Raw genomic sequence first — 21,754 nt, forward strand, 5'->3', positions numbered from 1 at the left:
CCCTCACCCGCGGCACACCATCACCGCATGCAACTGAGGGTGACGTTCGTCGCCGCCGCGCGCAGCGCCCCGCTGCTCGCCGAGCGCTTCGAGGACGACCGGCCGCTGGACCAGGCCGGCTGGGACGAGGTGCAGCGCGCCGCCGGGGACCTGCTGCCGCTGGCGGCCGCCGAGCTGCGCTACTGCTCGCCGACCCCGCGCAGCCGGGCCACCGGCGACGCGCTGGGGTATGCCCCGCTGGTACAGCCGGCGCTGCGGGACTGCGCCATGGGCCGCTGGCGCGGACTGACCCTGGGGGAGGCGATGGCCCGCGAGCCGGACGCGGTGGACGCCTGGCTCGCCGACCCGCGCTCCACCCCGCACGGCGGGGAGTCCCTGCTGGCCTTCATCTCCCGGGTCGGCGGCTGGCTGGACACCCGCCCGGTGGAGGACGGCGGCCGGATCGTCGCCGTCGCGGAGCCCGCCGTGATCCGCGCGGCCCTGGTCTACGCCCTGAAGGCGCCGCCCTCGACCTACTGGAACATCGATGTGCGTCCGCTGTCCGTGTGCACGGTCACCGGCCGCGCGGGCCGCTGGAACCTCCGGCTGGACGGCGTCACCGGTCAGTCCGCGCGCTCGTAGTCCGTGGTCAGCAGCAGATCCTTCGCCGGGCCGCCGACCCGCCAGACCGTGCGCCAGCGGCCGGCGTCCTGGACGGTGAACTCGCCCCGGTAGAGATCGGCGGCGCAGGGGTGACCGGTGACGTACCGCCCCGAGGTGAGGTCCAGCTCGTGGAAGGGCCGCCCGTCCGCGAACCGCACGTCCGCCGTGCCCGCGCCGGGCCCCGGCAGAAACCGCAGCGTCCGGGTGGCGGGCCGGGTCACGCCCTGCCAGGTGAAGTCCCCGGACTCCTCGTGCAGCAGCCCGCCGTCCGCCAGCGGTCCGAAGCGGGTCAGCCCCGAGAAGGTTCCGGTGTCCCCGCTCGCGAGATCCCGCACGCTCCGCTCGACGCGCCAGCTCCCGGCCAGATACGCCAGCACATCGGCGACCGGCCAGTGCCGCGGCCGCGCATCCAGCTGCCGGTCCGGCTGCACATCCATGTGTCGAGCTTACGGGTCGCACCGGCGGCCCCATTGACGTGTTCATACCCGTTCTCTTACCGTGCGTTCGAAGTGCTGACCGCTGTCTGATATTTCGAACCAGCTTCGAAACCGCTATGTCGAACAGGCTGTCCCTCGGACACCTCAGAGCCGCGGAGTATCCATGTCACGCACCGCCCGCCTGCGACTCGGCCTGGGAGCGGGCGCCGTCCTGCTCGCGACGGCCGCTCTCCCCGCCCCCGCTCACGCCGAGGACGTCACGGACTACTCGATCACCGTCGACCCCTCGACCCGCGGCCCCGCGATCGGCAAGAGCATGTACGGCGTCTTCTTCGAGGACATCAACCGCGCGGCCGACGGCGGCCTGTACGCCGAGCTGGTGCAGAACCGGTCCTTCGAGTACTCGGCCGACGACAACGCGTCGTACACCCCGCTGACCGCCTGGACCGTCTCGGGCGGCGCGCAGGTCGTGAACGACTCCGGCCGGCTGAACGACCGTAACCGTGACTACCTGTCCCTGGGCGCCGGTTCGTCGGTCACCAACTCCGGCTACGACACCGGCATCGCCGTCCGGGACGGCGAGACGTACGACTTCTCGGTGTGGGCCCGCGCCGACGCCGGCACCACGCTCACCGTCACCCTGCGGGACTCCGGCGGCACGCTGGCGACCGCCCGGCGGATCGCGGTGACGAAGAGCGGCTGGGCCCGGTACCGGGCCGCCTTCACCGCCTCCCGCACCAGCGCCACCGGCCGGCTCACCGTCGCCTCCGGCGCCGCGGCCGCCCTCGACATGGTCTCCCTCTTCCCGCGCGACACCTACAAGCACGAGCCCAACGGGCTGCGCAAGGACCTCGCCGAGAAGATCGCCGCCCTGCACCCCGGCTTCGTCCGCTTCCCCGGCGGCTGTCTGGTCAACACCGGTTCCATGCAGGACTACAGCGCGGCCTCCGGCTGGCAGCGCAAGCGCGCCTACCAGTGGAAGGACACCATAGGCCCGGTCGAGACCCGCGCCACCAACGCCAACTTCTGGGGCTACAACCAGAGTTACGGCCTCGGCTACTACGAGTACTTCCGCCTCGCCGAGGACACCGGCGCCATGCCGCTGCCCGTCGTACCGGCCCTGGTGACCGGCTGCGGCCAGAACAAGGCCGTCGACGACCCCGCCCTGCTCCAGCGGCACATCCAGGACACTCTGGACCTCATCGAGTTCGCCAACGGCACGGCGACCTCGAAGTGGGGCAGGGTGCGGGCCGGGATGGGCCACCCCAGGCCCTTCGACCTCACCCACATCGAGGTCGGCAACGAGGAGAACCTGCCGAACGAGTTCTTCGCCCGCTTCACCCGGTTCCGCGCGGCGATCCAGGCGAAGTACCCGTACATGCGGGTCATCTCCAACGCGGGCCCGGACGCGAGCGGCACGACCTTCGACACCGCCTGGAAACTCAACAAGGACGCCGAGGTCGACCTGGTCGACGAGCACTACTACAAAAGCCCGCAGTGGTTCCTGCAGAACAACGACCGCTACGACTCCTACGACCGCTCCGGCCCCAAGGTCTTCGTCGGCGAGTACGCCTCCCAGGGCAACGCCTTCAAGAACGGTCTCGCCGAGGCCGCCTACATGACCGGCCTGGAGCGCAATGCCGACGTGGTCGAGCTCGCCTCCTACGCCCCGCTGTTCGCCGCCGAGGACTCGGTGCAGTGGCGCCCCGACCTGGTGTGGTTCAACAACCACGCCTCCTGGGGCTCGGCCAACTACGAGGTCCAGAAGCTGTTCATGAACAACACCGGCGACCGGGTGGTGCCGTCGACGGCCACCGGCACGCCGTCCGCCCAGGGTCCCCTCTCCGGCGCCGTCGGCCTCTCCACCTGGGCGACCAGCGCGGCCTACGACGACGTCACGGTGACCGGCGCCGACGGGGCGACGCTGCTGAGCGACGACTTCTCCGGCGACGCCTCGCGGTGGACGCACACGGGCGGCGGGAGCTGGACGGTCCAGGACGGGCAGTACGTGCAGACGGACACGGCCGCCGAGAACACCATGGTCCAGGCCGGCGCCCCGTCCTGGCACGACTACGACCTGCATGTGAAGGCCGCCAAGAAGTCCGGCAAGGAAGGCTTCCTCGTCGCCTTCGGCGTCAAGGACACCGGCAGCTACTACTGGTGGAACATCGGCGGCTGGAACAACACCCGGACGGCCGTCGAACAGGCCGTGGACGGCGGCAAGTCCACACTGATCGACAAGCCGGGCAGCGTCGAGACCGGGCGCGCCTACGACATCGACATCAAGGTGCGCGGCCGCCAGGTCACCCTTCTGCTCGACGGGCAGCAGTGGGGCAGCTTCACCGACGACAAGCCCGCCGAGCCCTTCCGCCAGGTCGTGACGCGGGACACGAAGACCGGTGAGCTGATCGTCAAGGTCGTCAACGACCAGTCCTCGGCGGCCCGCACGGCGATCGACCTCGGCACGTCCCGGGTCTCCTCCCGCGCCCGGGTCACCACGCTCACCGCCGCACCGGACGCGGTGAACACCGAGACGTCGACGGCGGTCGCACCACAGACGTCCACCCTCACCGGGGTCACCAGGAACTTCACCTACACCTTCCCGGCGAACTCGATCACGTTCCTGAGGGTCGGACAGGGCTAGTGCCGGGGGACTGGGGCCCGGGTGAGTCAACGGGGAGCGTGCCGGATGCATCTACTACGACGTGAGTCAACCCCCGATGTCGAGACAGATAGCCGGCTTCGTCCTGGTCGGCGGCGTCAACACGGCCGTGTACTACGGTCTCTACCTGCTGTTCCTCACCCGGCTGCCCTATCTGGCCGCGCACGTTCTCGCCTTTGCGCTCAGCATGGTCGGCTCCTTCTTCCTGAACGCGCGCTTCACCTACCGGGTCCGGCCCACCTGGCGGAAATTCCTGTTGTTCCCCCTGACCAACGTCAGCAACTTCCTGATCACCACGGCCGGCGTGTATGTGATCGTGGACGTCCTGCACGCCGGCAGCCGCTTCGCCCCGCTGCTCGCCTCGGCGGCGGCGATCCCCGTCACCTTCGTCGTGTCCCGCTGGGTGATGCTTCCCAGGCCGGCCGCATAGTCGTTGCATAAAACTGCAACGCTACGTATAGTCATGCCATCTAGAGGAGGATGGACATGGCGGTACGTGCGGCGGTGGCCGGAGCGAGCGGATACGCGGGCGGAGAGGTCCTGCGGCTGCTCCTCGCGCACCCCGAGGTCGAGATCGGTGCCCTGACCGGGAACTCCAACGCCGGCCAGCGCCTCGGCGGGCTGCAGCCGCATCTCCCGCCGCTGGCGGACCGGGTGCTGGCCGAGACCACGGCCGAGGCGCTCGCCGGGCACGACGTGGTCTTCCTGGCGCTGCCGCACGGTCAGTCCGCCGCCGTCGCCGAGCAGCTCGGACCGGACGTCCTGGTGATCGACATGGGCGCCGACTTCCGGCTGAAGGACCCGGCCGACTGGGCGCGTTTCTACGGCTCCGCGCACGCCGGCACCTGGCCCTACGGCCTCCCCGAGCTTCCGGGCGCCCGCGCCCGGCTCACGGGGTCCCGGCGGATCGCGGTGCCCGGCTGCTACCCCACCGCCGTCACCCTCGCCCTGTTCCCCGCCTACGCGGCCCGCCTCGCCGAGCCCGAGGCGGTGATCGTCGCCGCGTCCGGCACCTCCGGCGCCGGCAAGGCACCCAAGCCGCATCTGCTCGGCAGCGAGGTCATGGGCTCGATGTCGCCGTACGGCGTCGGCGGCGGCCACCGGCACACCCCCGAGATGATCCAGAACCTCAGCGGGGCGGCCGGGGAGCGGGTCGCGGTCTCCTTCACGCCGACGCTCGCGCCGATGCCGCGCGGGATCCTCGCCACGTGCAGCGCGAAGGCGAAGGACGGCGTCACCGCCGAGACCGTCCGCGCCGCCTACCAGAAGGCCTACGCCGACGAGCCCTTCGTCCGTCTGCTCCCCGAGGGCCAGTGGCCCGCGACGGCGTCCGTCCACGGTTCCAACGCTGTTCAGGTGCAGGTCGCGTACGACGAGGCCGTGGGCCGCATCATCGCGATCAGCGCCATCGACAACCTGACCAAGGGCACCGCCGGCGGTGCCGTCCAGAGCATGAACATCGCCCTGGGTCTCGACGAGACGACCGGGCTTTCCACGATCGGAGTCGCACCGTGAGTGTCACGGCAGCCAAGGGATTCACGGCGGCGGGGATCGCCGCCGGGATCAAGGAGAACGGCAACCCGGACCTGGCCCTCGTGGTCAACGACGGGCCCCGCCGTGCCGCCGCGGGCGTCTTCACCTCCAACCGTGTGAAGGCCGCGCCGGTGCTGTGGTCCGAGCAGGTCCTGGGGGGCGGCGAGCTGACCGCCGTCGTCCTGAACTCCGGCGGCGCCAACGCCTGCACGGGCCCCAAGGGCTTCCAGGACACCCACGCCACCGCCGAAAAGGTCGCCGAGTCGCTCAACACCGCAGGTCACGATGGGACCGGCGGCCATGCCCCCGGCCATGTCGCCGTCTGCTCCACCGGTCTGATCGGTGTGCTGCTGCCGATGGACAAGCTGCTGCCCGGCGTGGACCGGGCGGTGGCCCAGCTCAGCCCGCACGGCGGCGAGAAGGCCGCCATCGCCATCAAGACCACCGACACCGTCCACAAGACCTGCGTCGTGACGAGGGACGGCTGGACCGTCGGCGGCATGGCCAAGGGCGCCGGTATGCTCGCGCCCGGCCTCGCCACCATGCTGGTCGTCCTCACCACCGACGCCGACCTCGACAGCGGGGTGCTGGACCGGGCCCTGCGCGCCGCGACCAGGGTCACCTTCGACCGCGTCGACTCCGACGGCTGCATGTCCACCAACGACACCGTGCTGCTGCTCGCCTCCGGCGCCAGTGGCGTCACCCCCGGGTACGAGGAGTTCGCCGAGGCCGTACGGGCCGTCTGTGACGACCTCGGCCAGCAGCTGATCCGGGACGCCGAGGGCGCCAGCAAGGACATCAGGGTCGAGGTGGTCAACGCGGCGAGCGAGCAGGACGCCGTGCAGGTGGGCCGGTCCATCGCCCGCAACAACCTCCTCAAGTGCGCCATCCACGGCGAGGACCCCAACTGGGGCCGTGTGCTCTCCGCGATCGGCACGACCGGCGCCGCCTTCGAGCCGGACCAGCTGAACGTCGCCATCAACGGCGTCTGGGTGTGCAAGAACGGCTCCGTCGGCGAGGACCGCGACCTGGTCGACATGCGCTACCGCGAGGTGCACATCGTCGCCGACCTGGCCGCGGGCACCGAGACCGCCACGATCTGGACCAACGACCTCACCGCCGACTACGTCCACGAGAACAGCGCCTACTCGTCATGAGCACCACGCGTAAGCACACCGCACTGCCCAAGGCCCAGATCCTCATCGAGGCACTGCCCTGGCTGACCCGGCACCACGGCAAGATCGTCGTCATCAAGTTCGGCGGCAATGCGATGGTGAACGAGGAGCTGAAGGCCGCCTTCGCCCAGGACGTCGTCTTCCTGCGGCACGCCGGCCTCAAGCCGGTCGTCGTGCACGGCGGCGGCCCGCAGATCAGCGCCGCCCTCGACCGGCACGGCATCGTCAGCGAGTTCAAGGCGGGCCTGCGCGTCACCACGGAGGAGGCCATGGACGTCGTCCGGATGGTCCTCGCCGGACAGGTGCAGCGCGAACTGGTCGGCCTGCTCAACCAGCACGGGCCGCTCGCCGTCGGCCTGACCGGCGAGGACGCCCACACCATCACCGCCACCCGGCACCAGCCCGAGATCGACGGCGAACGGATCGACATCGGCCGGGTCGGCGAGATCACCGAGATCGACACGGGCGCCATCGAGGCCCTGCTCGCCGACGGCCGTATCCCGGTCGTCTCCTCGATCGCCCGTAGTCAGGACGACGGACATGTCTACAACGTCAATGCTGATACGGCGGCTGCGGCACTCGCTGCTGCACTGGGCGCCGAAACACTCATGGTCCTCACCGACGTCGAGGGCCTCTACGAGGACTGGCCGAACTCCGACGAGGTGATCAGCCGGCTCACCGCTTCCCAACTGGAGAAGCTGCTGCCGGAGTTGAGTTCCGGCATGGTGCCGAAGATGGAGGGCTGTCTGCACGCCGTACGCGGCGGTGTGACGACCGCCCGCGTCATCGACGGCCGGGTCCAGCACTCGATCCTGCTGGAGATCTTCACCGACGAAGGCATCGGCACCATGGTCGTGCCCGACGAACAGGGGGAGTCATGAGCAACCAGGAACTGACCCAGCGCTGGCAGGGCGCGCTCATGCACAACTACGGCACCCCGCGCCTGCCCCTCGTGCGCGGCGCGGGTGTGAAGGTGTGGGACGCCGAGGGCCGCGAGTACCACGACTTCGTCGGCGGCATCGCCACCAACGCCCTCGGCCACGCCCACCCCGCGATCGTCGAGGCCGTCAGCCGGCAGATCGGGCAGCTCGGCCACGTCTCCAACTTCTTCATGGCCGAGCCCACCGTCGCCCTCGCCGAACGGCTCCTGACGCTCTTCGGCCGCGAGGGCAGGGTCTTCTTCTGCAACTCCGGCGCCGAGGCCAACGAGGCCGCCTTCAAGATCGGCCGGCTCACCGGGCGCACCCACATGGTCGCCACCGACGGCGGTTTCCACGGCCGTACGATGGGCGCCCTCGCGCTCACCGGCCAGCCCGCCAAGCAGGACCCGTTCAGGCCGCTGCCCGCGGACGTCACCCATGTGCCCTACGGCGACGCGCAGGCGCTCGCCGCGGCGGTCACCGAGGAGACCGCCCTGGTGGTCATCGAGCCGGTCCAGGGCGAGAACGGGGTGGTGGTGCCCCCGGCCGGCTATCTGAAGGCCGCCCGCGCGATCACCGCCGCCACCGGCGCGCTGCTGGTCCTGGACGAGGTGCAGACCGGCATCGGCCGCACCGGGACCTGGTTCGAGTACCAGGCCCACGAGGGGGTGCTCCCCGATGTCGTCACCCTCGCCAAGCAGCTCGGCGGCGGACTGCCGCTCGGCGCCACCGTGGCCTTCGGCCGGGCCGCCGAACTGCTCCGGCCCGGCCAGCACGGCACCACCTTCGGCGGCAACCCGGTCGCCTGCGCCGCCGGACTCGCCGTCCTCGACACCATCGCGGCCGAGGGACTGCTGGAGAACGTCAAGCGGCAGGGCGAGAAGCTCCGCGAGGGAATCGAGGGGCTGGGCCACCCGTTGATCGATTTTGTACGAGGTGCCGGCCTGCTCCTGGGTATCGTGCTCACCGGGCCCCACGCACCGCAGGTGCAGCAGGCGGCCCAGGAGGCCGGGTTCCTGGTGAACGCGCCCGCCCCGGACGTCGTACGGCTGATGCCGCCGCTGAACCTCCACGACGACGAGGTGGGTGCCTTCCTCCAGGCACTGCCCGGCATCCTCGACGCGGCGAACCCAGTGAATGGGGACGGACGATCCGGAGAATGAGACGACGATGAGCCAGGCGCAGGACCACGAGCAGGCGGCGGGGGCCGGACCCGCCGTGCCGCAGACCCGTACCGCGCGGCACCGGCGGATCGTGGACATCCTCAACCGGCAGGCGGTGCGCTCGCAGAGCCAGCTGGCGAAGCTGCTCGCCGACGACGGGCTGAACGTCACCCAGGCGACGCTCTCCCGGGACCTCGACGAGCTGAACGCGGTGAAGATCCGCAACACCGACGGCGAGCTGATCTACGCGGTGCCGAGCGAGGGCGGCTTCCGCACCCCCCGCGCGCCGCTCGGGGAGTCGGCGAAGGAGGAGCGGATGCGGCGGCTCTCCCAGGAGCTGCTGATCTCCGCGGAGGCCTCCGCGAACCTCGTGGTCCTGCGCACCCCGCCGGGGGCGGCCCAGTTCCTGGCCTCGGCCATCGACCAGGCCGAACTGCACGACATCCTCGGCACCATCGCCGGTGACGACACCCTGATGCTGATCAGCCGCAATCCGACCGGCGGACAGGCCCTCGCGGACCACATGCTGCGACTGGCGCAGAACGGACACTGAGCGCGCAGAGCGGACACTGAGCCCGCGGAACAGGCGCTGAGCACGGCGAACGGGCGCCGAGCCCGCATGCGGCGGCCCGCCCGGCGGCGGAGAATGGGAATGTGATCTTCCGCGGCGGGCGGGCAGGTGGGCGGGCAATCCCCTGGCGGCCGTCGTCCGTATACAGAGGTGTGTCGGGTTTCCGGTCCCCCGTGGACCGTCTCCCGGACGAGGCTCTGCTGTCCGGGCTGGCCACCGGTGATCCGGAACTCGCGGTCGTCTTCGTACGAAGGTTCCAGCGCCGGGTCTTCGGGGTCGCCATGGCCGTCACCGGGGATGAACAACTCGCCGAGGACGTCGCCCAGTCGACGTTCGAGCGGGCGTGGCGGCACGCCCAGATCTACGACTCGCGCCGCGGCTCGGTCACCACCTGGCTGACGACCATCGCGCACAACCTCGCCGTCGACGCCGTCCGGGCGCGGCGGACCGAGCCGATGGCGCCCGAGGACCTCGACGCTGTCATCGGCGTCGTGACCGAGACCCCCGAGCAGTGGGCACTGGCCGACGAGACCGCCGCCCAGCTGCGGGCCGCCGTGGCCCGGCTGCCCCGGGAACAGGCGCGGGCCCTGGTGATGGCGGGCATCTACGGAATGACGGCCCAGCAGATCGCCGACGCGGAGCGGATCCCGCTCGGCACCGCCAAGACGCGGATCAGGGCCGCCATGGCGAAACTGCGCACCACACTCGCGTCTCCGAAGCGAGGCGACCATGTCCGGTGACATGAACTGCGGCAGGCTGCGGGAGATCGGCGCCGAGCTGGCGCTGGGTGTGCTGCCCGGCCGCGAGCGCGCCGAGGCGGTCGCCCATCTGGACCGGTGCGCGAACTGCCGGGAGTACGTCCGCCAACTCACCCTGGTCGGCGACCGGCTGATCGGCCTGCTGCCGGAGCGCGAGCCGCCCCCCGGGTTCGAGACCCGGGCGGCACGCCTGCCGGCCCGGCAGGCGCCGGCGCACGAGGCCCCCGCCGGCGCCGCCGACCGGGCCTTCCGGCACCTGCGCGGGCGCGCCCGGCGGGCCCGGCTGCGGCTCGCGGCCGTCGCCACCGCGCTCACCGTCGCCGTCGGCTTCGCCGGCTGGGGGATCGGCACGGCGGTCGAGGAGGTCCTCGCCTCGTCCGCGCCGGCCGCCGAGTCGGAGCTCATGCTGGTCGGGGACATGACCTCGACCGTGGGCGGCGAGACCGTCGGCGAGGTCTACGCCCACCCCGGAACCCCCGGCTGGATCTTCGTGTCCGTCGGCCTCACCGGTCCGCACGCCTCGTACACCGGCAAGGTCACCTGCCTGCTCGAACACGCCGACGGCAGGATCGTGCGGGTCGGCGACTTCACCCTGAACGGCGGACGCGGCGAGTGGGGCGTGGCCGCTCCCGGCGATCTCTCGACCCTCTCCGGCGCCCGGCTGACCATGCCCGACGGCACGGTCCTCGCCACGGCCCATCTGCAGAAGGGGCAGGTCGTGGAGCCGGAGAAGTGAACCGGCCGAGTGAAACGGTCGAGTGGACCGGCCGGGTGAACGGGACGAGTGAACCGGACGGGTGAGCCGGGGGCGGGCACCGGTCAGGGAAGCGGCGGCAGGGCCGACCCCAGCGCCGCGGCCAGCTCGGCGACCGTGGGCCGCGCCGCCGGGTCGGCCCGCAGACAGGCGTCGACGGAGGTGGCCAGCGCGGGCGGCAGCCGCCTTCGGGACGCGATCGGCGGGGCCGGTTCCGGCGCCTGCGGACACCGCTCGTCCGGGCCGGTGCCGCCGGACCCGGACCCGGACTCGGATTCGGATTCGGATTCGCCCGTGCTCTCCGCGTCGTCGAACGGCCCCGCACCGCACGCGACCTCGTACAGGGTGACGCCGATGCCCCACACGTCGGCGGCGGCCGTCAGCGGACCGCCACGCGCCTGCTCCGGCGCGAGATAGCCGCGCGTGCCCACCCCGGCGGGCGCCGGTCCGGGCGGCCGGGCGACACTCAGGTCCAGCACCTTGGCATGCCCGCGCTCCACCACCACATTGGCCGGCTTCAGGTCCAGGTGCAGCAGGCCCCGGCCGTGCAGATAGTGGACCGCCGAGCACAACTGCGTGCCGAGGAGCGCCACGTCGGCGGCGGCCGTCCGGCGCCGCAGCCGGTGCACGAGGTGGGCCAGCGTCTCCCCGGTCAGTGTCTCCAGGACGACCAGCGGCCTGGGCGAGTCGACGGTCTCGTACCCCCGGACCAGGTGCGGATGGCTGAACTCCCGTAGCCACCGCCCCTCCCGCAGCAGCCGCTCGCCGAGCCGCTCCGCGTCCCGCAGGTCCGGCCGCACGACCTTGATCACACACCGGCAGGCGCGTTCCTCGCTCCACGCGTCGTACACGTCGAGCCAGCCGGTGCGGGCCAGATGCGCGAGGACCTCGTACCCGGGCACCGGTTCCGTGCCCGCCGCGAGCGGCGCGGGGCCGCTCATGAGAGCACCGTGCCCGCGCTCAGCCGGTGCAGCGAGGCGTATGCTCCCCGGCCGCGCAGCAGATCGTCGTGGGCGCCGAGTTCCACGACCCGGCCGTGATCGAGCACCACGATCCGGGTGGCGTCGCGGACGGTCAGCAGGTTGTGGGAGATGACGACGGTGGTCCGGCCGGCCATGAGGCGGCGCAGCGGATCCATGATCCGTCGGCCGGAGCGCACATCGAGCCCGGTGGTGGGCTCGTCCAGCAGCAGCACCGGCGCGTCCCTGATCATCGCGCGGGCGATCGCCAGCCGCTGGCACTGCCCGCCGGACAGGGTGCGGCCACGCTGGCCCACCAGGGTGTCGTAGCCCTCCGGGAGCCGCTCGATGAACGCGTGGGCGTCCGCCGCGCGGGCCGCCGCGACGATGTCCGCCTCGCTCGCCCCCCGCCGGCCGTAGGCGATGTTCTCCCGCACCGTGCCGTGGAAGACGAGCGTCTCCTGCAGCACCACCGCGACGCTGTCCCGTACGTCGGACAGCCGTAGCTGCCGCAGATCGGTCCCGTCGAGCCGGACGGCCCCCCGGTCGGGGTCGTAGAAGCGCAACTGGAGCTTGGCGAGTGTGGACTTGCCGGCCCCGCTGGCCCCGACCAGCGCCATCGTCTCGCCCGGGGCCACATGGAAGGACACGTCCGACAGCGCCCACGAGGAGGCACCCGGATAGCGGAACCAGACGCCGTCGAAGTCCACCTCGCCCCGCGCCCGGCCGGTCCGCCGGGCACCGGGGACCTCGGCGACCTGCGGGCGCTGGTCCAGCAGCTCGATGATCCGTTCGGCCGAGGCGGCGGCCGCGTAGAAGGCCGTGCCCAGCCCGGACAGGCCGTGGACCGGGCCGTAGAGCCTGCCGATCAGCGCCAGGAAGACCAGCAGTCCGCCGAGCGTGAGCTGGCCCTGGGCCAGCTTCCAGGTGCCGAGGCCCATGACCGCGAGGGCCCCGGTCACCTCGATGATCTCGACGACGGGCCGGTAGACGGCCCGGATCCGCACCGAGGCCATCGCCGCCCGGAACCTGCCCAGGTTCTCCCGGTCGAACCGGGCCGCCTCCCAGCCCTGCCGGTTGTACGCCTGCACCAGGGCGACATTGCCGAGCGACTCCTCGGCGACGGCGCTGAGCGAGCCGCCGCGCCGCCGCCGCTCCCGCGAGGCCACCCTGGTCAGCCGCGCGAAGTGCCGTGCCGCGGCCCAGAACACCGGCACGACGACGAGGGCGAGCAGGGTCAGGTCCCACCGCAGATAGAACAACAGGCCCAGGAACACGCCCAGTTGGGCGACGTAGTAGAGGGCGTCCGCCACCCCCGAGAGCAGGAACGTCTCGACCGCGTCGACGTCCCCCGTGATGCGGGACAGCACATCGCCGAGCCGGCGGCGCTCGAAGAAGCCGAGCGAGAGCCCCTGGACGTGCCGGAACACAGCGGAGCGCAAGGAGAGCAGGAAGCGCTCGCCGACCCAGGTGGACGTCACCTCGTCGGCGAACCCCAGCACCCCGGAGCAGACGACGAGCCCGAGACAGACCGGCGCGATCCACAGCAGCGGGCGGAGGTCGCGCGGGACGAGCACACCGTCCACGAGGGTCTTGAAGAGCCAGATCTCCGCGGCGTCGACGGCGGGTCCGGCCAGGCTGAACAGGAGCACGGGGACGAGCCAGCGGCGGCCGCCGCGGGTGTACGGCCAGAACCGCCGGAACACCTCACGCGGCGGGACGGCGGGCGCGGCCGCGACGACACCGCCGCCGGCCTCGCCCACCGCAAGGAGACGGCGCAGCACGGGCACCATGGCACGCGTTCCTCGGAGATCGGCTGAGCGGACAGGGCCCAGGCCGCCGGTCCGCTCAGCCTGGTGTGCGATCTCAGTAGCGGTCGTGGTCGTGGTCGTGGCGGTCGCCGTGGTCGTGGCGGTGGCCGTGGTGGTGATCGTGATCGTGGTGGTGACTGTGGCGGTGGCCGTGGCCGTGCCGCGAGGTGTCCTTCCCGTGGTCACCGCGGAGGGCCGGCAGGAGAGCGTTGAAGACAGCCATGGTGTTCCTCCCGAAACTCGCTGTATCTGGGATACGTCCCGGGACGGGAAACGGATGGCTCCCCGGCGAAAAAAGTCGCCCGCAATGTCGTGGAGGTCATGGATGCCGTTCCGTCACCCTGGCCTCTCGTCAGCCCAGCCGCGCCGCCAACCCGCCGGTGCAGCGCACCTCGTCGCCCGCCGTGATCAGCAGGCCCTCCACGTCCGGCAGGGACTCCAGCCAGGCCAGCCCCGCCCGCGAGCCCATCGCGAACGCCGCCGTGGCCCAGCAGTCCACCCAGGTCAGCCGCGGCCCCACCACCGTCACGGAGACCAGGTCCGTCACCGCCGGCCTGCCCGTCCGCGGATCCACGATGTGCGCGCCCCGCTCGGCGGTGCCCGAGGTCGCCACCGACAGTTCGGCCGTGCCCGCCGCCGAGACCACCGCCGCCAGCCCGCCCGGCCGCAGCGGATCGGCCACGCCCACCCGCCAGGGCCGCTGCGGCTCCGGCGTGCCCAGCAACTGGACGTCCCCGCCCCCGTTGACACTCACCCCGCACACCCCGGCCACCCCTGCCAGCAGCCGCGCCGCCCGCTCGGCGGCCCAGCCCTTGACGATGCCGGTGGGATCCAGCGAGCCCTGGTAGCGGCTGCTGAACCAGCCCTCGCTCACCCGTTCCGCCTCCGCCGCGAGGCGCAGCACCTCGGCCACGTCCGGGGCGCACTCCGCCACGGTCAGCTCACCCCGGGCCAGCCGCGCGACCTCGCTGTCCTCGCGGTAGGTGCTGAACACCGCGTCCGCCGCGCGCAGTCCGGCGACCGCCTCGTCGAGGGCCGCGCGCACCGCCCCGGGTTCCCCGCCGCGGACGTCGAAGGAGAAGACGGTCCCCATGACCTCCTCCGCATGACGCACCGCGGCGGGGGCCTCGCCCGGCTCGGCCACCGTGTCAGCCACCGGCCTGGTCCAGCGCCGACTGCAGGGACTGCTGGTAGCCGGTGCTGGTGTAGGTGGCGCCGGAGACGGCGTCGATGTGCGCGTTGCCGGCCGTGACGGCCTCCTGGTTGAGTCTGGGGACGGCCAGCGCCGTCTTCTGGTCGCTCAGTCCGCCCTTGGGCGCCTGTACGGCCGCCGCCTGGGTGATCTTGCCGCCGCTGACCGTGATCCGTACCTGGACCGGTCCGTACTGGGTCTGCGCGACCTTCCCGGTCACCGTGCGGGCCTGCGCGGTACCGGAGGAACCGGTCTTCCCCGCGGAACCGGCCGGCTTCGCCTTGTCCAGCGCCGACTGGAGGGACTTCTTGTAGCCGGTGCTCGTGTACGTCGCCCCGGAGACCGCGTCGATCCGCGCGCTCTGCGCGGCGACGGCCTCCTGGTTGAGTCTGGGGACGGCCAGCGCCGTCTTCTGGTCGCTCAGTCCGCCCTTGGGCGCCTGCACGGCCTCCGCCTTGGTGATCTTCCCGCCCGCGACGGTCAGCCGCACCTGCACGGTGCCGTACTGCGTCTGCGCCGCGTCACCGGTCACCGTGCCGCCCGCGGCACCGGCCGGCTGCGCGCCGCCCTGGGACGGCTGCCGCGCCGCCGGCGCCTGCGGTGCCGCGCCCGCCGCCGACGCCGCGGCCGGATCCGACGCCGGCTTCAGCGCCAGCAGCAGGACGACACCGGAGACGGTGGCGGTGGTGGCCAGCACGACCCGTCGAATGGGATGACTCTTCCTCATGTGTCCGTATCTCTCCGTCGGTCCCGGTCTCTCCGTTGCGCCCGCTCACATCTCGAACGACTCGTGATGGATACGCCGGGCGGGAACCCCCGCGCCGCGCAGTGCCTCGAACACCGACTGCGCGAACCCGGCCGGGCCGCACATGAAGACGTCGTGCCGGTCGATGTCCGGGATCTTCCGCTGGAGGTTCTCCGCGGAGATGTCCGGCCGCTCGCCGTCCGGGCTGTTCACCGCGTACATCAGCCGGGCGCCCCGCTCGTCGGCGATCGCCGCCAGCTCGTCCCACAGCGCCAGGTCCTGGGTGCTGTTGGCCCGGTAGAGCAGGGTGATGTCACCGGCCGCGCCGGGCAGCGTCTCGAACAGCGCCCGCATCGGCGTGATGCCGACCCCGCCCGCGACCAGCAGCACCTTGCCCCGGCTGCGCCGCTGCGCGGTCATCGCCCCGTACGGGCCCTCCGCCCACACCCGGGTGCCGGGCGGCAGCTCCCGCAGCCGGGCGCTGTGGTCGCCGATCGCCTTCACCGTGATCCGCAGCATGTCCGGGCGGGGCGCCGCCGACAGCGAGTACGGGTGCGAGCTGAAGCGCATCCCGGGCGCGAGGAACCGCCAGCGGAAGAACTGGCCCGCCTCCGCGCCCATCCGGTGCAGCTTGCGCCCGCCGATCAGCACCGACACGATGCCCGGCGTCTCCTCGATCACCGCCTCCACCCGCATCCGGTGCTTCAGGTTCAGCCGGATCGGGGTGAGGATCCGGTACCAGATCACCAGCGCGCTGACCGCGCCGTACAGGCCGTACCAGAAGGTCCTGGCGACCGGCTCGACCGCGAAGTCGTTGCCGGTGGTGATCTGGTGCCAGAACGTCAGGAACACCGCCGCGTACGTCAGCAGATGCACGTGGTACCAGGTGTCGTACGGCATCAGGCGGCGGATCCAGCCGGTCGAGGTCAGCCCGATCAGCACGAACAGGCCCGTGCCGATCGCCGCCTTGCCCACATCGGGCAGCTGGTCGACGGAGTCGATCGTCTGCTGCACGATGTCGCCGAGCGACTTGCCCGCCTGCAGCGCGTACCCCCACATGGTGAGGAAGACATGCGCCGCGATCAGGCAGAGCGTGTAGCGGCCGCTCATCGCGTGCCAGCGGGCGACCCGGTCCGAGCCGACCCGCCGCTCCAGCGCCGGCACGCGCGCCATCTGGAGCACGACCAGCGCCATCAGATAGCCGGCGAGCAGCCCGGTGATCCGGCCCGCGTTGAGGATCCGGCCGGTGTTGTCGGCGATGGACGGGGTGTTGTGCCACCAGAGCCACAGCACGGCCGCCGCGCCCGCCCCGACGGCGAGCAGCAGCGGTACGGCCGGGCTGCGGCGCGGGCGGATGCGGCGCATCGTCTGGCGGCGGGCGGCACGTCCGCCTGCGAGCGTGGTGGTCACGGTTCCTCCGTGGGGACTCGGCCCTTGGCCCACAGATACGTGCCGGACGCGCCGCGTGTTCACAGCCCTGCCGAGTCCAGCGCGGACTGCAGGGACTGCCGGTACCCGGTGCTGGTGTACGTGGCGCCCGACACCGTGTCGATCGCGGCGCTCTGCGCGGCCAGCGCCTCGCGCCGCAGCTGGGGCAGCGCGTAGCTGTTGATCTCCTGGTCGCGCGGGTTGTCCCGCGGGTACCGCACGGCCGTGACGTCCGTGAGCCGGCCGCCCCTGACCGTCACCCGCACCTGGACCGGGCCCCAGCGGGTCTGGACCGTGTCGCCGGTGGTGGTCCCGGCGCCGCCGCCCGATGCGCTCGAACTGCTGGACACCGAGGGCGAGTCGGTGCTCGCCGTCACCACCGTGGGACTCGTGTGCGGCTTCAGCGACAGCAGCAGCACCATCCCGGAGACGGTCGCGGCACTCGCCAGCACGATGCGGCGCAGCGGACGGTTCTTCTTCAACGCGTGCACTTCCGGGCCCTCACAGCTCGAACGACTCGTGGTGGATCCGGCGGTCCGGCACCCCGGCCGCCCGCAGCGCCTCGTACACGTCCCGCGCGAAGCCGTGCGGGCCGCAGAGGTAGACATCGTGGCCGGCGAGGGCGGGGAAGGTCGCGCGCAGCGACTCGGCCGAGATGTCCGGACGTTCCCCGCCCGGCCCGTTCAGCGCGTAGAGCACCCGCGCGCCGCGCCACCGGGCGATCGCCTCCAGCTCCTGGCCGAGCGCCAGGTCCTCGGCGCGCCGCGCCCGGTACAGCAGGGTGACCTCGCCGGGCAGCGTCTCGAACAGCGCCCGCAGCGGGGTGACACCGACGCCGGCCGCGATGAGCAGGCTGCGGTGACCGGTGGCCCGGTCGGCGGTCAGCGAGCCGTACGGCCCCTCCGCCCACACCCGGACGCCGGGCCGCAGCGAGGCGACGGCCGCGCTGTGGTCGCCGAGCGCCTTGACCGTGATCCGCAGGCGGTCCGGGCGCGCCGGCGCCGACAGGGAGTACGGCGTCGACGTCCAGCCCATGCCCGCGCCGAGGAACCGCCAGCGGAAGAACTGCCCCGGCCGCGCCCCCAGTTCCGTCAGCCGCCGCCCGCGCACGACGACCGAGTACACCCCCGGAGCCTCCCGGTGCACCGACTCCACGCGCAGCCGGTGACGCCGGTTGAGGCGGACGGGGGCGAGGACCCGGAACCACAGCACCAGGGCCGCGGCGCCCAGGTACAGCGCGTACCAGAGGGCCGTCGCGACCGGCTTGCCATGGAACTCGTCCCCCAGTGTCAGCTGGTGGAAGAAGGCCAGGAAGACGGCCGCGTACGTCAGCAGGTGGACGTAGTACCAGAACTCGTGGCTGGTGCGGCGGCGCACGGCGCGGGCCGAGGTGATGCCGACCGCGAAGAGGATCACCGTGCCCGCACTCGCCTTGAGCATGTCCGGGTAGTCCAGGACGACGGTCACCGTCTCGTGCCACAGCGAGGCCCGGTCCTGGGCGGCGTACCCGGCGAGGACCAGCGCGATGTGCAGGAGAAGCAGACAGACCGTGTAGCGGCCGGCCATCGCGTGCCAGCGCGCCACCCGGTCCGAGCCGACCCGGTGCTCCAGCAGCGGCACCCGCGCCAGCAGGCCGACGAGCACCGCGCAGGCGTACCCGCACAGCAGCCCGGCGATCCGCCCGGCGCCGGTCAGCCAGCCGGCCGCGGCGACCACGGCCCCGGTGTCCGCCCACCAGAGCGTCACCACGGCCGCCGCCCCGGCCCACAGCACGGCCAGCACCGGGCCGGCGGGGGAGCGCCGTGCGGTCACCGGCAGCGGCGGGGCCGCCCGTCGCGCGTCCACGGTGGTCATCAGCAGCCGTCCCTTCGTCCGTCGTGCCAGGCCACTGTGCGGGGCGAAGTTCTCAGGGACCTCTGAGCGAGCCTGGGACCGGCTGTATCGAGAGCGAACTCAGAAGCGGTCCTCATCCGGCGTTCAGGAGGCCGGTGAGCGTACTCACAGAAAACTCAGAGCCGGGGCGGTACGTCCCACCCGTGCCCAGGGGTGATGCTGGTAGGCGCGATGAACACCACCCGCTCCGGCCGCCCGGCCCTCACCCGACCCGACGGCACCGCGCTGCGCGTCCTCGTCGTCGACGACGACCTCGATCTCGCGGAGGTCCTCACCGGCGCCCTGCGCTACGAGGGCTGGGAGGTGCGCGCGGCCGGCGACGGTGCCTCGGCCGTGGCCGCCGCGCACGAGCTGCTGCCGGACGCCGTCGTCCTCGACGTGATGCTCCCCGACACCGACGGCTTCGCCGTGCTGCGCCGGCTGCACGAGGTGAAACCGGACGTCTGTGTCCTCTTCCTCACGGCCCGGGACGCCGTCGAGGACCGGATCGCGGGCATCACGGCGGGCGGCGACGACTATGTCACCAAGCCCTTCAGCCTGGAGGAGGTCGTGGCCCGGCTGCGCGGTCTGCTGCGCCGGGCGGGCATGGCCCGGCAGCTGGAGGAGGGGCCGCGGCTGACCGTCGGCGACCTGGTCATGGACGAGGAGGCCCGCGAGGTCACCCGGGCCGGTGAGCTGATCGAACTCTCGCCCACGGAGTTCGAGCTGCTCCGCTTCCTCATGCGCAACCCGCGCCGCGTGCTCAGCAAGGCGCAGATCCTCGACCGGGTCTGGTCCTACGACTTCGGCGGCCGGGCCCATGTGGTCGAGCTGTACATCTCCTACCTGCGCAAGAAGATGGACGCGGGGCGTGAGCCCATGATCCACACGGTGCGCGGGTCGGGCTATGTGCTGAAACCGGTCAGCAGGTGACGTTCCTCCGGCGGCTGCCCCGCCCCCGCACCCTGCGCGCCCGGCTCATCGCCGGACTGGTCGTGCTGCTCGCGATCAGCTGTGCCGCGGTCGGGGCGGCGGCCGTCGTCGAACTGAACGGCTCGCTCGTCCGCCGGCTCGACCAGCAGCTGCAGCAGGCGGGCCCGGCCTTCCCGCAGAGCCTGGAGCACGGCACCTACAAGCCGTCGGACCATGACGGCGACGAGCACGGCGACACCCGCAGACAGGCCGCCGGGACGTTCGGCGCCCGGCTGCTGAACGGCCGGGTCACCAGCGCCGCGGTGGTGCCCGCGGGCAACGGGCGGGACCCCGGTGTCAGCCTGACCGCCGCCGACCGCAGGGCCCTGGCCGGGCTTGCGGTGGACGGCGCCGGCCACACCGTGTGCCTGTCGCACCTGCACGACTACCGGCTGATGGCATGGCCCGGCAGGGACGGCGACGTGCTGGTCACGGGGCTGCCGACGGAGCCGGTACGGGCCGTCGTGAAACGCCTCGGACTGGTCGCCGTGACCGTCTTCGGCCTGGCCCTGACCGTCGTCGGCGTGGCCGGGGCGCTGTGGGTCCGCTGGTCGCTGCGCCCGCTGAGCCGGGTCGCCGCGACCGCCACCAGGGTCAGCGAACTGCCCCTGGCCAGCGGTGAGGTGGCGCTGCCGTCGCGCGCCCCGGACAGCGATCCGCGCAGCGAGGTCGGCCAGGTGGCGGCGGCCTTCAACCGCATGCTGCGGCATGTCGAGAACGCCCTGACCAAGCGGCACGCCGTCGAGGAGCGGCTGCGCCGCTTCGCCGCCGACGCCAGCCACGAGCTGCGCACCCCGGTCGCCTCCGTCCGCGGCCATGCCGAACTGGCCCTCCTCCACCCCGGCCCGGTGCCGGCGGAGGTCACCCGGGCCCTGGAGCGCATCAAGGCCGAGTCCGTGCGGATGGGCGAGATGGTCGACGATCTGCTGCTGCTGGCCCGGCTCGACGCGGGCCGCCCGTTGGAGAGCGGCCCGGTGGATCTGACCCGCCTGGTCCTGGACGCGGTGACGGACGCACGGGCCGCGGGCCCCGGTCACCGCTGGTCCCTGGACCTCCCCGAGGACCCGGTGACGGTCCCGGGCGACGCCCACCGCCTCCATCAGGTGGTGGCCAACCTGTTGGCCAACGCGCGTTTGCACACCCCCGTGGGCACCACGGTGACGGTGACCCTGGTGGCGGCGCCCGACGCGGCCGAACTCTCCGTCCATGACGACGGCCCCGGTGTCCCCGAGGACGTCCAGCCGGACGTCTTCGAACGCTTCACCCGAGCCGACCACCGCCGCCGCCCGGACGCTCACGCTGCCGGCACCGGCGCGGGCCTGGGCCTCGCGATCGTGGCGGCGGTGACGGAGGCGCACGAGGGGACGGTGGGGCTGGAGAGCGGACCGGGCTCCACGACGTTCAGGGTGCGACTGCCCGGCCAGAGGGGCGCGGGGAACCGCGCACGGAACATCAGTACCGGATGATCGCCGTGGCACCGCTGTCGGTCCCGATGGCGACATGCGGGGCCCGCGCGGGCCTGGCCCACCGGAGAATCCGCCGCATCGCGTCCTCCGGCACCGACACACACCCGGCCGTGGCCCCACGCCCGTTGACATGCAGGAAGATCCCGGCGCCGCGCCCCCGGACGGGCCGGTCGTAGTTGAACCCGATGACGAGGCCGTACGCGTACTGGGCGGTGTAGGTGACCAGATGCTCGGACTCGGACGCCCGGCAGTCCTGCGGCAGCGGCTCGACCCACCGGTTGTAGGACCGTGAGTCATTGTCCTCGCACCACCACGAACCGTCCTTCACCGCACGGTATGTGACCCGGGTGCCGCCCGGCGCCGCCTTGATCCCGAAGCCGAAGGGAAGCGCGTACAGCCCGGTCGGTGTGGTGTCCGTCCCCTGCGTGCGCTTCGCGCCCTCCACCAGGCCCTTCGCCCCGAACCGCGCCGGCGCGGCACCGGCCCGCACCCACCGTCCGTGCCGCAGGTCCCACCAGGTGAGGGTCCCCGACGTCGCGTCGGTGCGCGGGGCCTGAGCGGTGATCAGCTGGGTGCCGCCGCCGGTGTCCGCCATGCGCGCGGGCAACGGCGCGCACACGGCGCCCGGGGTGAGCCCGAGCAGGGCGATCGAGGACGCGGACACGAGGGTGAGCACGACACCGGGGCGCATGGC

22 protein-coding genes are annotated in these 21,754 nt (G+C 72.5%); 12 read left to right on the forward strand and 10 right to left on the reverse strand.

The genetic code is table 11. From position 1 onward, the window contains the following. The first annotated feature begins 27 nt into the window (after positions 1-27). A complete protein-coding gene (locus IE277_RS11890; protein ID WP_189951378.1) occupies positions 28-621 on the forward strand; it encodes a histidine phosphatase family protein in 594 nt (197 codons plus the stop codon). Here the strand turns inward: IE277_RS11890 and IE277_RS11895 are convergent. Further along, positions 603-1,079, reverse strand: a complete 477-nt coding sequence (locus tag IE277_RS11895; RefSeq protein ID WP_189951380.1) for a DUF6314 family protein — start codon at positions 1,077-1,079, stop codon at positions 603-605. The two genes, IE277_RS11890 and IE277_RS11895, sit on opposite strands and share 19 nt — an antisense overlap. A 163-nt stretch (positions 1,080-1,242) precedes the next feature. Between IE277_RS11895 and IE277_RS11900 the strand changes: the two genes are divergently transcribed. The 9 genes from IE277_RS11900 to IE277_RS11940 all read left to right on the forward strand — a co-directional run bounded on the left by IE277_RS11900 (position 1,243) and on the right by IE277_RS11940 (position 10,597). Beyond that, on the forward strand, positions 1,243-3,723 hold the full coding sequence (locus IE277_RS11900; protein ID WP_189951382.1) for an alpha-L-arabinofuranosidase family protein: 2,481 nt from the start codon (positions 1,243-1,245) through the stop codon (positions 3,721-3,723). Positions 3,724-3,799: 76 nt separating this feature from the next. Beyond that, entirely contained in the window at positions 3,800-4,171 is a 372-nt protein-coding gene (locus tag IE277_RS11905; RefSeq protein ID WP_189951384.1) for a GtrA family protein, read from the forward strand. A 56-nt stretch (positions 4,172-4,227) separates the two neighbouring features. Then, positions 4,228-5,256 (forward strand): N-acetyl-gamma-glutamyl-phosphate reductase, encoded by a 1,029-nt coding sequence (gene argC / locus IE277_RS11910; RefSeq protein ID WP_189951386.1) that lies wholly within the window; start codon positions 4,228-4,230, stop codon positions 5,254-5,256. Further along, complete coding sequence (gene argJ, locus IE277_RS11915; protein WP_189951388.1) at positions 5,253-6,431, forward strand: bifunctional glutamate N-acetyltransferase/amino-acid acetyltransferase ArgJ; 1,179 nt, start codon at positions 5,253-5,255, stop codon at positions 6,429-6,431. Before argC ends, argJ begins: the two co-directional genes overlap by 4 nt. After that, positions 6,428-7,330 carry an acetylglutamate kinase gene (gene argB / locus IE277_RS11920; protein WP_189951390.1) on the forward strand — a complete coding sequence of 301 codons (903 nt, stop codon included), beginning with the start codon at positions 6,428-6,430 and terminating at the stop codon, positions 7,328-7,330. The genes argJ and argB overlap by 4 nt, the downstream gene beginning before the upstream one ends. Next, complete coding sequence (locus IE277_RS11925) at positions 7,327-8,532, forward strand: acetylornithine transaminase (RefSeq protein WP_189951392.1); 1,206 nt, start codon at positions 7,327-7,329, stop codon at positions 8,530-8,532. The genes argB and IE277_RS11925 overlap by 4 nt, the downstream gene beginning before the upstream one ends. A 7-nt stretch (positions 8,533-8,539) precedes the next feature. Further along, positions 8,540-9,085, forward strand: coding sequence for an arginine repressor (locus IE277_RS11930; protein ID WP_189951394.1), 546 nt, complete (start codon positions 8,540-8,542; stop codon positions 9,083-9,085). A gap of 170 nt (positions 9,086-9,255) precedes the next feature. Beyond that, the gene (locus tag IE277_RS11935) at positions 9,256-9,843 is read left to right on the forward strand and encodes an RNA polymerase sigma factor (protein ID WP_189951396.1); all 588 of its coding nucleotides are present in this window, start codon (positions 9,256-9,258) and stop codon (positions 9,841-9,843) included. After that, positions 9,833-10,597, forward strand: a complete 765-nt coding sequence (locus IE277_RS11940; protein ID WP_189951398.1) for a hypothetical protein — start codon at positions 9,833-9,835, stop codon at positions 10,595-10,597. The genes IE277_RS11935 and IE277_RS11940 overlap by 11 nt, the downstream gene beginning before the upstream one ends. Positions 10,598-10,680: 83 nt before the next feature. On the opposite strand, the gene IE277_RS11945 is transcribed toward IE277_RS11940, so the two are convergent. The 8 genes from IE277_RS11945 to IE277_RS11980 form a co-directional block, all read right to left on the reverse strand. Continuing rightward, positions 10,681-11,556, reverse strand: a complete 876-nt coding sequence (locus IE277_RS11945; RefSeq protein ID WP_189951400.1) for a serine/threonine-protein kinase — start codon at positions 11,554-11,556, stop codon at positions 10,681-10,683. After that, a complete protein-coding gene (locus IE277_RS11950; protein WP_189951402.1) occupies positions 11,553-13,367 on the reverse strand; it encodes an ABC transporter ATP-binding protein in 1,815 nt (604 codons plus the stop codon). Before IE277_RS11950 ends, IE277_RS11945 begins: the two co-directional genes overlap by 4 nt. 73 nt (positions 13,368-13,440) lie before the next feature. Next, complete coding sequence (locus IE277_RS11955; RefSeq protein WP_189951404.1) at positions 13,441-13,608, reverse strand: hypothetical protein; 168 nt, start codon at positions 13,606-13,608, stop codon at positions 13,441-13,443. Between the two features lie 129 nt (positions 13,609-13,737). Beyond that, positions 13,738-14,541 carry an FAD:protein FMN transferase gene (locus IE277_RS11960; protein WP_373310768.1) on the reverse strand — a complete coding sequence of 268 codons (804 nt, stop codon included), beginning with the start codon at positions 14,539-14,541 and terminating at the stop codon, positions 13,738-13,740. Then, on the reverse strand, positions 14,534-15,304 hold the full coding sequence (locus IE277_RS11965; protein WP_189951406.1) for an FMN-binding protein: 771 nt from the start codon (positions 15,302-15,304) through the stop codon (positions 14,534-14,536). Before IE277_RS11965 ends, IE277_RS11960 begins: the two co-directional genes overlap by 8 nt. A gap of 45 nt (positions 15,305-15,349) precedes the next feature. Next, entirely contained in the window at positions 15,350-16,732 is a 1,383-nt protein-coding gene (locus tag IE277_RS11970) for a ferredoxin reductase family protein (protein ID WP_189951408.1), read from the reverse strand. A gap of 59 nt (positions 16,733-16,791) precedes the next feature. Beyond that, the gene (locus IE277_RS11975; protein WP_189951410.1) at positions 16,792-17,241 is read right to left on the reverse strand and encodes an FMN-binding protein; all 450 of its coding nucleotides are present in this window, start codon (positions 17,239-17,241) and stop codon (positions 16,792-16,794) included. Positions 17,242-17,251: 10 nt separating this feature from the next. Beyond that, complete coding sequence (locus IE277_RS11980; RefSeq protein WP_189951412.1) at positions 17,252-18,604, reverse strand: ferredoxin reductase family protein; 1,353 nt, start codon at positions 18,602-18,604, stop codon at positions 17,252-17,254. A gap of 210 nt (positions 18,605-18,814) precedes the next feature. On the opposite strand from IE277_RS11980, the gene IE277_RS11985 reads away from it, so the two are divergent. Then, positions 18,815-19,555: a response regulator transcription factor gene (locus tag IE277_RS11985; RefSeq protein WP_189951413.1), complete on the forward strand. Its 741-nt coding sequence runs from the start codon at positions 18,815-18,817 to the stop codon at positions 19,553-19,555. Continuing rightward, positions 19,552-21,060 (forward strand): sensor histidine kinase, encoded by a 1,509-nt coding sequence (locus IE277_RS11990; protein ID WP_189951415.1) that lies wholly within the window; start codon positions 19,552-19,554, stop codon positions 21,058-21,060. Before IE277_RS11985 ends, IE277_RS11990 begins: the two co-directional genes overlap by 4 nt. On the opposite strand, the gene IE277_RS11995 is transcribed toward IE277_RS11990, so the two are convergent. Further along, entirely contained in the window at positions 21,047-21,751 is a 705-nt protein-coding gene (locus tag IE277_RS11995) for a L,D-transpeptidase family protein (RefSeq protein ID WP_189951417.1), read from the reverse strand. The genes IE277_RS11990 and IE277_RS11995 overlap by 14 nt on opposite strands. Positions 21,752-21,754: the final 3 nt, after the last annotated feature.

It is taken from the genome of Streptomyces alanosinicus, assembly GCF_014650595.1.
Lineage (GTDB): Bacteria > Actinomycetota > Actinomycetes > Streptomycetales > Streptomycetaceae > Streptomyces > Streptomyces alanosinicus.

What these genes read in the sequence shown, in the direction of transcription:
- IE277_RS11985 (WP_189951413.1), top strand. Translation starts at nt 18,815, where the DNA reads ATGAACACCACCCGCTCCGGCCGCCCGGCCCTCACCCGACCCGACGGC.
- IE277_RS11930 (WP_189951394.1), top strand. Translation starts at nt 8,540, where the DNA reads ATGAGCCAGGCGCAGGACCACGAGCAGGCGGCGGGGGCCGGACCCGCC.
- IE277_RS11955 (WP_189951404.1), bottom strand. Translation starts at nt 13,608, where the DNA reads ATGGCTGTCTTCAACGCTCTCCTGCCGGCCCTCCGCGGTGACCACGGG.
- IE277_RS11950 (WP_189951402.1), bottom strand. Translation starts at nt 13,367, where the DNA reads ATGGTGCCCGTGCTGCGCCGTCTCCTTGCGGTGGGCGAGGCCGGCGGC.
- IE277_RS11965 (WP_189951406.1), bottom strand. Translation starts at nt 15,304, where the DNA reads ATGAGGAAGAGTCATCCCATTCGACGGGTCGTGCTGGCCACCACCGCC.
- IE277_RS11995 (WP_189951417.1), bottom strand. Translation starts at nt 21,751, where the DNA reads ATGCGCCCCGGTGTCGTGCTCACCCTCGTGTCCGCGTCCTCGATCGCC.
- argC (WP_189951386.1), top strand. Translation starts at nt 4,228, where the DNA reads ATGGCGGTACGTGCGGCGGTGGCCGGAGCGAGCGGATACGCGGGCGGA.
- IE277_RS11895 (WP_189951380.1), bottom strand. Translation starts at nt 1,079, where the DNA reads ATGGATGTGCAGCCGGACCGGCAGCTGGATGCGCGGCCGCGGCACTGG.
- argB (WP_189951390.1), top strand. Translation starts at nt 6,428, where the DNA reads ATGAGCACCACGCGTAAGCACACCGCACTGCCCAAGGCCCAGATCCTC.
- IE277_RS11945 (WP_189951400.1), bottom strand. Translation starts at nt 11,556, where the DNA reads ATGAGCGGCCCCGCGCCGCTCGCGGCGGGCACGGAACCGGTGCCCGGG.
- IE277_RS11940 (WP_189951398.1), top strand. Translation starts at nt 9,833, where the DNA reads ATGTCCGGTGACATGAACTGCGGCAGGCTGCGGGAGATCGGCGCCGAG.
- IE277_RS11925 (WP_189951392.1), top strand. Translation starts at nt 7,327, where the DNA reads ATGAGCAACCAGGAACTGACCCAGCGCTGGCAGGGCGCGCTCATGCAC.
- IE277_RS11980 (WP_189951412.1), bottom strand. Translation starts at nt 18,604, where the DNA reads ATGACCACCGTGGACGCGCGACGGGCGGCCCCGCCGCTGCCGGTGACC.
- IE277_RS11890 (WP_189951378.1), top strand. Translation starts at nt 28, where the DNA reads ATGCAACTGAGGGTGACGTTCGTCGCCGCCGCGCGCAGCGCCCCGCTG.
- IE277_RS11905 (WP_189951384.1), top strand. Translation starts at nt 3,800, where the DNA reads ATGTCGAGACAGATAGCCGGCTTCGTCCTGGTCGGCGGCGTCAACACG.
- IE277_RS11900 (WP_189951382.1), top strand. Translation starts at nt 1,243, where the DNA reads ATGTCACGCACCGCCCGCCTGCGACTCGGCCTGGGAGCGGGCGCCGTC.